This window comes from Bradyrhizobium murdochi, assembly GCF_000472965.1.
GTDB classification, from domain to species: Bacteria; Pseudomonadota; Alphaproteobacteria; order Rhizobiales; family Xanthobacteraceae; genus Bradyrhizobium; species Bradyrhizobium murdochi.
Window position 1 is genome coordinate 123,423 of the sequence record NZ_AXAU01000001.1, and the last position, 12,568, is coordinate 135,990.

13 protein-coding genes and 1 pseudogene are annotated in these 12,568 nt (G+C 63.7%); 10 read left to right on the forward strand and 4 right to left on the reverse strand.

What is annotated here, in order from left to right; all coding sequences use genetic code 11:
* Window positions 1-299: 299 nt before the first annotated feature.
* Both YUO_RS39430 and YUO_RS0100660 read left to right on the forward strand, forming a co-directional pair.
* A complete protein-coding gene (locus YUO_RS39430) occupies window positions 300-725 on the forward strand; it encodes a hypothetical protein (RefSeq protein WP_156908435.1) in 426 nt (141 codons plus the stop codon).
* 469 nt (window positions 726-1,194) lie between these two features.
* A complete protein-coding gene (locus tag YUO_RS0100660; protein WP_028345561.1) occupies window positions 1,195-1,569 on the forward strand; it encodes a hypothetical protein in 375 nt (124 codons plus the stop codon).
* A 67-nt stretch (window positions 1,570-1,636) separates the two neighbouring features.
* Here YUO_RS0100660 and YUO_RS39435 read toward each other — a convergent pair whose 3' ends face one another.
* The gene (locus YUO_RS39435; protein WP_235782598.1) at window positions 1,637-2,929 is read right to left on the reverse strand and encodes a polysaccharide deacetylase family protein; all 1,293 of its coding nucleotides are present in this window, start codon (window positions 2,927-2,929) and stop codon (window positions 1,637-1,639) included.
* A gap of 188 nt (window positions 2,930-3,117) precedes the next feature.
* Window positions 3,118-3,881 (reverse strand): annotated as a pseudogene (locus tag YUO_RS39440) (polysaccharide deacetylase family protein).
* A gap of 136 nt (window positions 3,882-4,017) precedes the next feature.
* Here YUO_RS39440 and mgtE point away from each other — a divergent pair.
* The 4 genes from mgtE to YUO_RS0100690 all read left to right on the forward strand — a co-directional run bounded on the left by mgtE (window position 4,018) and on the right by YUO_RS0100690 (window position 7,677).
* Window positions 4,018-5,451, forward strand: a complete 1,434-nt coding sequence (gene mgtE / locus YUO_RS0100675) for a magnesium transporter (protein ID WP_028345562.1) — start codon at window positions 4,018-4,020, stop codon at window positions 5,449-5,451.
* A 73-nt stretch (window positions 5,452-5,524) separates the two neighbouring features.
* Complete coding sequence (locus YUO_RS0100680; protein WP_028345563.1) at window positions 5,525-5,884, forward strand: helix-turn-helix domain-containing protein; 360 nt, start codon at window positions 5,525-5,527, stop codon at window positions 5,882-5,884.
* A gap of 113 nt (window positions 5,885-5,997) precedes the next feature.
* Window positions 5,998-6,816 (forward strand): aldo/keto reductase, encoded by an 819-nt coding sequence (locus YUO_RS0100685; protein WP_028345564.1) that lies wholly within the window; start codon window positions 5,998-6,000, stop codon window positions 6,814-6,816.
* Window positions 6,817-6,930: 114 nt separating this feature from the next.
* Window positions 6,931-7,677, forward strand: a complete 747-nt coding sequence (locus tag YUO_RS0100690; protein WP_235782599.1) for a hypothetical protein — start codon at window positions 6,931-6,933, stop codon at window positions 7,675-7,677.
* Between the two features lie 274 nt (window positions 7,678-7,951).
* Here the strand turns inward: YUO_RS0100690 and YUO_RS0100695 are convergent, their stop codons facing one another.
* Both YUO_RS0100695 and YUO_RS0100700 read right to left on the reverse strand, forming a co-directional pair.
* Window positions 7,952-8,770 carry a phytanoyl-CoA dioxygenase family protein gene (locus tag YUO_RS0100695; protein WP_028345566.1) on the reverse strand — a complete coding sequence of 273 codons (819 nt, stop codon included), beginning with the start codon at window positions 8,768-8,770 and terminating at the stop codon, window positions 7,952-7,954.
* 246 nt (window positions 8,771-9,016) lie between these two features.
* Window positions 9,017-9,694, reverse strand: coding sequence for a DUF599 domain-containing protein (locus tag YUO_RS0100700; RefSeq protein WP_028345567.1), 678 nt, complete (start codon window positions 9,692-9,694; stop codon window positions 9,017-9,019).
* A 102-nt stretch (window positions 9,695-9,796) separates the two neighbouring features.
* Between YUO_RS0100700 and YUO_RS0100705 the strand changes: the two genes are divergently transcribed.
* The 4 genes from YUO_RS0100705 (at window position 9,797) to YUO_RS0100720 (ending at window position 12,552) form a co-directional block, all read left to right on the forward strand.
* A complete protein-coding gene (locus tag YUO_RS0100705) occupies window positions 9,797-10,453 on the forward strand; it encodes a glutathione S-transferase family protein (RefSeq protein WP_028345568.1) in 657 nt (218 codons plus the stop codon).
* Window positions 10,454-10,743: 290 nt separating this feature from the next.
* Window positions 10,744-10,947, forward strand: coding sequence for a hypothetical protein (locus YUO_RS0100710; protein WP_108517906.1), 204 nt, complete (start codon window positions 10,744-10,746; stop codon window positions 10,945-10,947).
* A gap of 151 nt (window positions 10,948-11,098) precedes the next feature.
* Complete coding sequence (locus YUO_RS0100715; RefSeq protein WP_028345570.1) at window positions 11,099-12,055, forward strand: hypothetical protein; 957 nt, start codon at window positions 11,099-11,101, stop codon at window positions 12,053-12,055.
* A 56-nt stretch (window positions 12,056-12,111) separates the two neighbouring features.
* Complete coding sequence (locus YUO_RS0100720; protein WP_028345571.1) at window positions 12,112-12,552, forward strand: DUF1489 family protein; 441 nt, start codon at window positions 12,112-12,114, stop codon at window positions 12,550-12,552.
* The last annotated feature ends 16 nt before the right edge of the window (window positions 12,553-12,568 follow it).

Consider the following 12,568-nt stretch of genomic DNA (forward strand, 5'->3'; position numbering starts at 1 on the left):
AAGAGGTTGAGTGCTGCCCGCAATTCTTGCGGCTTGAAGGAGTTTGCGCTGATCCTCAATCCATGATGCAAAACTGTTAAATGCGCATTAAGCGTAGGCCACGCGCAGCCTGATGCGCCGGCATGGTTAATGGGTGAGCCAGTGCCGCTTCGGATGAACAGAAGCGACCCGGCACTATCCCACGGTGCTAACATTCACACGTCTGCCTTTTCGTTGCTTTCTTCCATGCGGGATTTCGCCACGAATCGGTCGCCATGCTCATGCGCTGGGGTTTTTCATCGAGTGATGGAGAATGACCGATGGCGAGTATCGAACGACTTCACAAAACTGCGCCGCTGGATTTAGCCAAGCTTGAGGAAGATGTCGTAGGGAGCCTTCCTGCGATCAGGGCGGCTCCATCGGGGCCGATGCCGGACTACGTCGAGCATGAAGAGGGCGTCACCCGCGTCGGCGCGCTCACGGCCGAGGCCGTGGTGCGTGACTATGAAGCCGCCGCCAAGGAAATCGAAGCCATGGGAGCAGAACTGATCAGTGCGGCGAAGAGATGCGAGGCAATGACCGCCGAAGTGCATAATGCCATTGCCTTTATGCGCGATACCGCGGCCTCGTATCGTGAGGAAGCCAAGAAGATCTTCAAGCGCATCGAGGAATGCTCGATCTTCACAGAACAGGTTCGGAAGACCTGCGAGACCGTCAAACTCAAGATGGTCGAAGGCAAACCATAGCCGCATTGAGCCATCCGGAACATCGATCAGCTTTGTCGTCCCGACGGGAAGACCTGTTTTTGAATAGCGTGTGTGAATTGCGGCACACGGCTGGTGCCACGAATCAGCTTATTTTGAAGCCTCCTCCCTAAACTTGTACCCGCCGCAAATGGCGGGTCTCCTTTGCGGCATCCGGCAGCAGCGATCGCACGGCGTCGGTGCAGCGATGGCCGCACGCCTGATCAGCAGGTCTGCGCTCAGACCAAAAGTTGCAGATTTTGCCCTGCACAATCGGTTCGGGTGAGGCAGGCGCGTGTCCGCAATGACACGCCGCAGCAATTCCTGTGGGACGGGGCGCGGGTTGATACCCCTGCCGTCGCACCGTTCGCGTAAACTGAATGAGCCGGCCGGCTGCTGATTCCCGCCGGCTTCGCCGCGGTTCGGCGCTTCCAAGACGTTCGAGACTACCAAGACCACCCGGAGCATCTTCATGCTGTTTCTGAGCTACGCCTATCGATTCCTCTCCAACTTCGTGTTCCTGGCGCTGGTCTATTTTGCTCTGAATTTCCTCGAAAAGTACCAGCATCGCGTGGTCGTCGCGGTTCTCGTGCTGGTCTATGCCGGCATGCATGCGGCGTCCGCGCTGCGGTCGTTTCATTTCTTCCAGCGCATCGAACGGCTGGAACTGGAGGCCCGCCGTTTGGTGGCAGCGCTGGGCGAGGGGCCGAATTCGACGTCTACGCGCAAGCAGGTGATCGCCGAAGTCAGCGGGCTCCGCCAAGCCGGCGAGATCAAGGCCTATATCGACCTGCTGTTTCTCGCCATCGTCATCCTGCTCTGCATCGCCAAGATCGTGGCCAGTTGAGCCTTTCGCGATGGCGGACGAGCGGTGCCCGACGTCAGGAAAACGGATCTGGCCGGACCGCGGCCGATCAGCGCTTTTTCAAGCCCGCAACGCGAACCGACCGCGCATTCCGCTTGGCTTGTGCCGCCGGCTTCGGTGCGGTCCCGCTGGCGCCCTCCGGCGCCTGCGCGGTCTGTCCGGCGGTTTCCGGCGGCTGAGTGGTCGCTGCGTGGTCGTGGCGACGGGATTTCCCGGCGAGCCTTGCCGAGGAGACCTCCGTTGACCGAACTTGCGCAATCGACGTCGTCCGCCGCGCGGACAAGGCCAGCATGGCTACGCGCGTCGATTCCGGGATATTGAAAATACTCTCCGCCGGAATCGGCAGCGCGGCCAGCGTGCCGACCGGCGGCAAACTCGTCTGGCGCGGCCACGGCGTTGCCGGTGACAGGGATACACCGCGCCCGCGTCGCCGGGCGTGCGCACCAAGATCGGCCGTGTGCCAGTCGAGATTGGACAGGGCCGGGACGGGCAGCGCGGCGGGGCCGGCCGCCGCGAATTTCGAGACCTTCGGCCAGCGCGAACTCGCCACCATTTCCGACGGCGGATGCAACTGCCATTGCTGCGGCTCGGTCGGCGTCGCCGGCCGCTCCGGCGTCGCCGGCACCACATGGACGATGCGATAGCCGCGCGCCTTCAGTTCGCTCAGAATCTTCGGTAGCGCCGTCACGGTGCGCGGCTGAATGTCGTGCAGCAGCAGGATGCCCTTGCCCTTTCGCTCAAGTCGCTGCATCGCGAGCTCATAGACGCGATTGGCGGAGACGTCGCGCCAGTCATCCGCCGGGAAATCGGCGCTCCAGAGCTGAAGTCCCTTGGAAGCGGCGAATTCCTCGATCTCGTCGGTGCGGCGCAGGCCGGGAATGCGCAGGAACGGCGCGGGTGCGGTGCCGTCGCCGAGCGCCGCGGTCACTGATGCGATGCCTTGTTCGATCTCCTGTTTGGAGCGGTCGAACGGCAGGCGATCCATGCCGGCCGGATGATTCTGGGTGTGGGTGGCAACCGTGTGGCCGGCATCGCGCACCTTGCGCACGCCTTCCGGACTGGCGTTGGCCTGGCTCCCGACCAGGAAGAAGGTCGCCTTCGCGCAGTGGGCGGCGAGAATATCGAGAATCTGGTCGCTGTATTTCGGCAGCGGTCCGTCGTCGAAAGTCAGCACCACCTCACGATCTTCGAGTGGCAGCGTCTTGCGGTATTGCATGGTGCCGATGATTGGATAGGCGCGCGGATCGACCACGATGGTGCGTGACGTGCCGATGGCGTCAGGATGACCTGGGCACTCGGCGGCGGAGGCTGTTTGTACGGTGAGGCAGGCCAGCGCTCCCATGCACAAGGCGGCCCATGGCCGCGCTCGCGGGCCTTCGAATACGCTAACAATCATTGAACACCGGCTTCATTCCAACCCTTGGCCCTGACGACCAGCACCAAGGTTCAATCTTTCTTCAGGCGGGCCATGCTTACACGAGACGCGATGAATCGTGCTTTAATCGACTGAACTTCATGCCGATTTTGGCCTTAATGTGCCTTGCCGGACACGGTTTTGGCATCCGCCGGGACGACGTGGACCGCGCGGTAGTGATTGTCGCGGAGGTAACGCAGAAAGGCCGGCAGCATCGAAGCGGTCTGCGCCTTCGGATCGTGCAGCAGGATGATGCCCTTGCGGGCAATTTGCAGCCGGTCGGTGAGCAGTTTCAACTGTTGCGCCGGCGTCATATGATTCCAATCGCTGGCCCATAGATCGGCGCCGAACACGGCGATGCCGCGCTTTTGCAAGGTCTCCAGCGTGGCGGGCATCATTTCAAAATAGGGGAAGCGAAAGAACGACGTGGTTGGGGTCGTGGTGGCCGTGCCGTGCAGCGCCGTTTCGACCGCCGCGATGCCCTTGTCGATCTCGCCGATGGCAGCCTCCGGCTTCATGTATTTGAGATTGTGGTGGGTCAAGGTGTGGTGCGCGACAGTATGGCCCTGGGCGGCCATTCTTCGCACCAGTTCGGGATGTTCGGCGGCGCGCCTTCCGAGCAGGAAGAAGGTGGCGCGTACGCATTCCTGCGCCAGTGCCGCCAGTATCTTCTGGTCCGCGGCCGCCACGGTCCGTCATCGAAGGTCAGCACCACCTCGTGGTCTTCCAGCGGAAGCGTCTGTGGAAAGCTCTTGAGGCCCACGCGCGGGTAGGTAGCTGCGTCCACTGCGAGAACGCGTGAGGTGCCGAGCGCGTCCTTGCGGGGACATTCGGCAGCCGTCGCCGCCGCAACGAAGGTCATCAATGCCGCGGCCGCCATGAACGGTGCCGCGCTGAAATGTCGGGTCATTTGCGGTTGGACATATTTGGCATTGCGCTCGGTGTCGCCGATTGGGTAAGCGTGCAGCGTAACTCAGGCAAGTTCCCTTTCATCTGTCAAACCGGCGAGGCGCGGCATGGCCGAGAAAATCGACGTTGCCCAAGCCGAAGCGCGGTCAGCGCAACGCTCCGTGCTCGACCATCTCCTGATGCGGGACGAGGAGGGGCAGCTCCGACGCGAGTTTGTCGAGGAGATTACGCGCGCGATCCATGCTGCCGACCGGCCGTTGTTGTGCGAGGTGGTGGCGGAACTACACGAGGCCGATCTCGGCGATTTGATCGCGGCCCTCGAGCCCGAGGACCGCGTCACCCTCGTCGAGATCACGGGCACCGATTTCGACTTCTCGGCGCTCAACGAGGTTGACGACGCCGTCCGCGAGGAGATCCTCGAGGAGCTCGAGCCGGAAACGGTTGCCGAGGGCGTTCGCGAACTGGAGTCCGACGACGCCGTCCAGTTGCTCCAGGGCCTCGATGAGGAGGACCAGGAAGAGATCCTCGAAAGGCTGCCGCCGCCCGAACGCGTCGCGATCGAGCGCGTGCTGCTCTATCCGGAAAATTCCGCCGGCCGCCGGATGCAGACCGCGTTTATCTCGGTGCCGCCGGATTGGACGGTCGGGCAGGCGATCGACTACATGCGCGACACGCCTGATCTGCCTGACCGCTTCTACGAGATCTACGCGGTCGATTCCGAACAGCACTGGCAGGGCGCGGTTTCGCTCGACACGCTGTTGCGGGCACGCCGCCCGGTGCCGCTTGTCGATCTGATTGAGGAAGACCGCCGCCGCGTCTCCGTGCTCGACGACCAGGAAGAGGTCGCGCGGATGTTCGGCAAGTACAATCTGGTTGCGGCCCCCGTCGTCGACACCACCAACCGGCTGGTCGGCGTCATCACCATCGACGACGTCGTCGACGTCATCGAGGAAGAGGCTGATGAAGACCTGAAGGCGCTCGGCGGCGTCACCAGCGACGAAGAATTGTCCGACAATGTCTGGACCATCGCGCGCGGCCGATTCAATTGGCTCCTGGTCAATCTGGCGACCGCGTTTCTGGCGTCCTCCGTGCTCGGCCTGTTCGAGGGCCAACTCGAGAAGATGGTGGCGCTCGCCGTGCTCGCGCCGATCGTGGCGAGCCAGGGCGGCAATGCCGCGACCCAGACTATGACCGTGGCGGTGCGGGCGCTGGCGACCCGCGAACTCGGTTCCTACAACGCCTTCCGTGTCGTCATGCGCGAGGCGATGGTCGGGCTCGTCAATGGTCTCGCTTTTGCCGTCATCACGGGCGTCGCTGCGGTGGCATGGTTCAAGATCCCCGGCCTGGGCGTCGTGATCGGCCTCGCCATCATCTGCAACCTGGTGGCCGGCGCGCTCGGTGGCATCCTGATCCCGATGGTGCTGGATCGGGTGCGCGCCGATCCGGCAGTGGCGTCGGGAACTTTCGTCACGACGATCACCGACGTGGTCGGCTTCTTCTCGTTTCTCGGCATCGCCACGCTGTGGTTCGGACTGAGGTAGCAAAACGAGGTCTCATTTATCGTTAATCGGACCTTAAGGCGCTTCGCCGATGATGTTGGCCCACGAGGTCAACATGCAGCGGTTGCGGCTGAAAGCGGACGGACGGATCGTCGAACTGCGTGACGGGCAGGAGTTCCCGCTCGTGCCGACGATGCCCGCCCTCGCGCCGGAGCAGCCTTCAACCGCAACCGTCATGCGTGACGCGACGCCGGGCGAAACCGCCGCGCTGCCCGCCGTGCGCGACCTTCGTCGTCGCGCCTGCCTGACCCAGATCGAATTCGCGGCACGGCTCGGCGTGCCCGTCGAAACCATCCGGAACTGGGAGCAGGGCAAGCGCGTGCCGCGCGGACCGGCGCGGGCGCTGCTCGCGGTGATCGCCCATTCACCGGAAACCGTTTTCGCCGCGCTGGCCACGGAACCGGAGCCCGCCTAGCGCTTATTTGGCGCGTTTCTCACGCGCACCGGAATTCGCTCCGCTCGAAGCGCTATCTGTTGGCACGGCTGTTTCCGCAGCCCATAATGGGAACGGTCCGCGGATACAACCCAATGCTGTTTGTCGAAGCCAATGGCGCAAAAATCCCGGCGATCGGGCTGGGTACCTGGGAATTACGCGGACGCACCTGCGCGCGGATCGTCGAGCAGGCATTGCGGCTCGGCTATCGCCACATCGACACCGCACAGATGTACGACAATGAACGCGAGGTCGGCGAGGGGCTGCGGGCTGCGGGCGTGAAGCGCGATCAGGTATTTCTCACCACCAAGGTCTGGCCCTCGCATTTCGCGCCCCACGATCTGGAACGCTCCGCCAAGGAAAGCCTGGTGCGGCTGCGCCTGACCGAGGTCGATCTGTTGCTGTTGCACTGGCCGAACCCGCAGGTGCCGCTGGTGGAGACGCTGGGCGCGCTGGCACGGGTCAGGCAGCAGGGCCTCGCCCGCCACATCGGCATATCCAATTTCACCGTGGCCTTGATCGAGGAGGCGGTGGCGGCAAGCCCGGAACCGCTGGCCTGCGACCAGGTCGAGTACCATCCCTATCTCGACCAGACCAAGGCGAGGGAGGCTTGCGCACGTCACGGCATGGCGCTGGTGGCCTATAGCCCGGTCGCCAAGGGGCGCATCAAAAGCGATCGCGCGATGCAGCGGATTGGAGACCGCTATCGCAAGACGGCGGCGCAAATCTGCCTGCGCTGGCTGGTGCAGCAGGGCGTGGCGGCGATTCCACGCACCTCGAAACTCGAACGGCTCTCGGAGAACATCGAGATCTTCGATTTCGAGCTGTCGGACGAGGACATGCAGGAGATTTCCGCCATGGGCAACGCCGGCGGCCGGCTCACGGATTTCAGCTTCGCGCCGAAATGGGATTGAGGAGCCGCACCGCCGAACGCTATCCTGGCGACCGTAAGAGACGAACCTCATTTCGGTACGATGGAGCCGCGGCGGATCATACCTACTGAGATCACGGCGTCGGCAGTCGCACATGTGTCACTGCTGACGTTGTTGCTGCTGTTTTCGGAGGTGCATCCGTTCGGCTCGGTGACCGCCGAGCAGGTCCAGGTCGAGATCGTTACGCCGCAGGAAATTCCCGAACAGCCAAAGCCGGCCGAACAACAAGCCGCTGAGACCAGGGCAGAACCGGCGCCAAAGTTGGAAACGCCTGCCGCCGCCAGTCCGCCTCCGCCGTCAGGGCAGCTACAGCCGCCCTCGCAGAGGCAGGCTGCGCTCGCCACGCCGCAGTCCGCACCACCGTCGCCATCGCAACCCGCGGCGCCGGCCTACAAGCCGGCCGAGCCGGATATCTCGATCAAGTATCAGGTGCTGCTAGGCTTACCGCCCGACCTTTCGCCGCAGCCGCAGGCACCGACGCAAGCCCGCAACAAGGACGACGACAATTTCGACGGGCCGGCGACCGAAGTCGCCGACATCTCGAGCACGCTTATCGCGGAATTCCGGCGGCACCTCAAAACGTGCTCGAAACTGCCGGCCTCGCTGTCGGGCACCGACGACGTCAGGGTCAAGCTGCGTGTCCTGATGACGCCGGACGGCAGGCTCGCTGCGGAACCGATCCTGATCGAGGCCAGCGCCTCCATGAAGGGACCATTGCTGATGCAGGGCGCCATCCGCGCGCTTTCGGCCTGCCAGCCCTATGCCATGCTGCCGGTGGAGCGCTACGGCGAATGGAAGGTGCTCGACCTCGGCTTTACGCCGCAGGATTTTACGAGCGGCTAGAGCACGATGAAATTAGGCTTGATTGCGACCACAAAGAAGGTGCGCTCCCTCTCCCGCTTGCGGGGGAGGGCCGGGGTGGGGGTGTCTCCGCGGGCGATACTGCCCGAGTGGAGAGAGCCCCCACCCGGCGCTGCGCGCCGACCTCCCCCGCAGGCGGGAGAGGTGAAGCGCGTATGCGGCCAAATCGATCTAACCAAAAATCATCATGTTCTAGCAACTTTCGCGAATGCCGCCCGGTTCGGGAGTCCCAACCCGGGCGGCATCGGTTCGCTTCTCAGTCCGGATGTTCCTGCAGCGCGCGCCGGATCGCCATTTCAACCGGCGAATATCCGCCGTCCTCCCGTTCAAGCCGGATGGGTTCGGCCGGATGCAGGGGCGGCTGCGCCATGAAGCGTGGCCTCGAACCGCGGTGCGGCTGCGCGGCGTGGATCAGGAAGGGATGACACAGATAGACCGTGCCGGCCTTTCCGACGGCCAGCGCTTCCGGGCGATCGGCCGCCACGTCGGCGAGCGTCAGGTGCGACATGCCGGCTTCGCCCGCAGGTTCGAGCAGTCGCGCCATATCGAGGTGCGAGCCCATCCGGATACGGGTCGGCGCATCCAGTTCGCCAATATCGGAAAACAAGAAGAGCATCAGCAGCGCGCGGCCACGCGACGTCACGTTGACTCGCCACGAGGCGAAATCGTTCCGCTCGTTTGGATCGTCCGACGGGCCGGGGAAGCTGAGGTCGACGTGCCAGCCGGTATCGCCGGGATCCTCGGCATGCGGGAAGCGCACCGGAAAACTGCCGAGGTCCGCGCGCGGCCACCAGCGGCCGCTTCCGACGAGCTGATCGAAGGCTGCGTGGAGCACCGGCGTGTTCACCGCCTTCCGAAACGGCTCCTGTCCGTAATAGCCGAGCCGGATCACCGGCCGCGTCCAGGTCTTCTTGTCGAAGGGATCGCATCCGGTGTCGCGCCAGAGAATGGCGCGGCCTTCCTCGGCAAGCTGCTCGGGGAAAGCGTTGTCCAGTCGGACAAAGCCGTTTTGAAGAAACTGATTCAGTTGTGCGTCGCTGAGCGCGCGCACGTTTCGAATTGTACTAGAAGGCATGAAATCCTCATATCGCTTGGCCAGCCGGCATCATCGCGCGCAGCGAGAATGGGTCGGCTCATTCGGTCCTTGAATCGCGCTGGCGCTGAAAACGGCACGGACGCGCTCTTTTCCGCCCGCTGGCGCGGGCAAGCCGTTAGCGGCTGAGGAAAAAGGCCGAAGCGATATTGAAGATGCGGATCATCATCATGGTGGCCGGAGAAATAGCACAGGTGGATTGAGGCATCAAATGAAGCCACCGGCCCGTCAGTTCCCCATCGCGCGCCAGGCGTTCGAGGCGAACTGCCGCCGCCAGGTCACGATCACGACGAGTGCGGTCGTAATCAGCAACAGCCAGGGGCTGACGAACCAGCCGAGATAGCCGAGCGCAAAGAAGAACGCGCGCTGGCCGCGGTTGAAATGCCGTCCCGCCGCCTCGAACAGGCGCGTTGTGCGCATGACATGGGCTTCTGCCTCCGCCGTGTCGCGCTGGGACGAGGGCGGCATCGCGCCGAGCAGGATCGCAACATAGTTGAACAGGCGATACGACCAGGCGAATTTGAAGAAGGCGTAGATGAAGATGAGGATCAGCCCGACGCATTTGATCTCCCACAGCGCCGGCGAGGGGGTGAGATCGACCGGCAGCTCGCGAAGCACGGCCAAGGCGTCGTGGGTCGCGCGCAGCAGCGCCAGCGCGCCGCCGATCGCGATCAGGCTGGTGGAGGCGAAGAAGGCGGTGCCGTTTTGCAGCGAGGCCATGATCTGCATGTCGACCATGCGTGCCTCGCGATCGAGCATGTTCCGGACCCAGACCTCGCGGTAGGCATTCATGCGCGCCGACAGGCTGTCGCGGCCGTAAGCCGTGTGTTCGAGCGTGAACCCATAGGCCAGCCACTCGACGACGAAGAAGGCGACGGCGGCGGTATCGACCCAATAGGTGCCCATGTGGCGGCATCCCCGATGATGGCTTGTGCGACCGTGATGTACAGGTTGGACGTGTGCGGCGCACTATGGCAAGATGCCGGTCCCAACAGGATTTCCCCGCAAATGTTGAAACTGGTCATCGGCAACAAGAACTATTCGTCATGGTCGATGCGGCCATGGCTGGCGCTGCGCGCCAATGACATCCCCTTTGAGGAGGTGTTCATCCCGCTCTACACCAACGACAAGGCGGACAAAGACCGGATCCTGAGCTTTTCGGATTCGGGCAAGGTGCCGACGCTGATCGATGGCGACGTCACGGTGTGGGATTCGCTCGCAATCATCGAGTATCTCGCCGAAAAATACCCGCAGGCGAAGCTGTGGCCGGAAGACCGCGCCCGCCGGGCGCATGCGCGTTCGATTTCGGCGGAAATGCATTCGGGCTTCATGCCGCTGCGCAACGAATGCGGCATGAACCTGCACCGCCCGATCGGTGCCGTCGAACTGTCGGACGAAGCACGCGCCAATGTGACACGCATTCAGGATATCTGGTCCGATTGTCATCGCCGTTACGGCAAGGACGGACCGTTCCTGTTCGGCGCGTTCGGCGGGGCAGACGCGATGTTTGCGCCGGTGGTGCATCGCTTTCGCACCTATGCGATCGAAGTGGAGGGCGAGGCGAGGCACTATTTCGATGCGATGATGTCGTTGCCGGCATTCCAGGAATGGACCCGCGCCGGCCTTGCCGAAACGCTTGTCATCGATCGGTTCGAGACGGTCTGACGACGGGCCGGGCCGGCGGGGTCTGCAACTCCGCCCACGGCTTGCGGCCCTCGATCAATCTGCTGCCGGGCTGTCCGATTTTGGGAAAGACGGTTTCGATGCCGGGTAGGCGGATAACCGGGAACTCCCTGGATTGGCGTTTATCGCCCTGAAAAACATGCAGAATTTGCGCATTTGCCATGCCTCGATGCCGCTGGCTTTTGGGCGATGGCCTGTGCTAGGTTGTCGCGGGGTTCTCAAGTCGGCCGAAAGCTTAGCGGGACCGTGAGCGCGGCCGGCGTTCTTGCGTAATGGAGAGGGCGTTGAAGCATAAGTACTCCGTTGGAGAGACTGTCTATTTTACTGCCAGCAACGTGGCCCGTCCGGCCGCCAGCGGCACCTATGAGGTGATCCGGCTGCTGCCGACTGATGGCGACGACTGTCAGTATCGCATCAAAAGCTCGACCGAAGCTTTCGAACGGGTCGCCAAGGAAAGCCAGCTCGCGATTTCCTGAAACAGTTGTGCGCAAGCAGCCGGCTGACGGAGTTCCATTCAAAGCGCCGTCAAAAGGCCCCGTTCGCAGAACCATTCTGCCGAAAAGCGAATGCGATAAAGACGCATTCGCCTTTCGATCGCGTTGGATGCTGCGTTGAGGGACACTGCGCATGAACTGGGCCTGGGCTGCTTCGCTGGATCAGATCTGGCGCTCGCCGAACCTTCCACTGTACCTGACGCTGGCCACGGCCGGCTTTGTCGGGCTTGTCGTTCTGATCACGCTGCTGCGCTCGGAGAGATCCGTGGCCAACGGCGTGCTGGCGCTCATCACGCTGCTTGCGATCGGCGTAGCGGGAGCCGTGACCTTCCGCGGGTTCGGCACGGCAAACGCCGTTCAGCCGGCGGAGGCTCGGCCGGTTCTGACGGCCACAGCGGCATTGCCGCAGCTTTCCTGTATCGACGAGCTTGCCGGTGATGCCGTCCTCGCCGCATGCGAGAAGGCGCTGTTCGGTTCGGCGGAGTCGGTGGCAGCGGCGGTCGCCTACGCCGCCTCGCAGATCACGCTGTTGACCTCGCTGGGCGATGTCGCCACCGCGAACAAGGGGGCCGGTTCCGATTTGCAGGCGCTGCGCCGCGCCGTCGAGCGCGACCGTTACGGGTTGATGGCCTATGTGCTGACGGTGCGTGACCGCTGTACGCCAGCGGCCTGCCGTGCGTTCCGCTCGCTGACCGACACGCGCCAAGTCGTGGCCAACATGGAAGACCGTGTCTACGAAAGCCTGGTCATGCGCCACGCGGCGTCGTGGAACGCGCCGCCGCAGACTGCGGCCGGCATGATGGCGGCGTTACCGCCGTCCCAGCCGACAGGGAAGCCGACCAATGCCGAATTCCCGACCTCGGCCTCTACTCCGCCGGTTAGCATCATGACGCCCGAGCCGCCGGCGAAGCCGTCGCCATCGGCCACTGCTGCGCCGGCATCGCCAGCCGCGCCGCGACCGGCCGCCGCGACACCGCCGTCGCCCGCACTCGCTGCCAAGAAGCCGCCGCCGGCGCCGAAGCGGCCGTCCACCGCGGCGCCGGTCCAACTCGCGCCGTCGGGTTCGGGGGCTGCCGACAACGAGCAGTGATCTTCACAAGGAGTGATCTTTTCAAAGCGCGCCTGGGCCGCTACATCGGCGGGATCATGCCGCTTCATCTCATCAAGCTTGCCGTTGGCTGCGAGTCGGTCAAAGAACTCAAGGGGTGGGTTGCCGAACGCATGGCAGCCGCCAAGAAAAAGGGCCTGCCGCTCCGTCACGTCCACATCACGCGGATGACGCCGAAGCGCGACAGCGAGATCCTCGCCGGCGGCTCGCTCTACTGGGTCATCAAGGGTGAAATTGCCGCCCGCGAAAAAATCATCGCGATCGAACCGTTCCGCGACAAGGACGGTATCGGGCGGTGCCGCCTGGTGATGCAGCCCAAGGTGTTTGCAGTCTCGCCGCGGCCGATGCGCCCGTTCCAGGGTTGGCGCTATTTGACCGAGGACGCAGCACCCCCGGACCTCACCAAATCCTCCGCCGCCAGCGTCGCCGCGATGCCCGAACCGATGCGGCGCGAATTGCGCGATCTGGGGCTGCTCTGACCCGGACTGCGGCTAC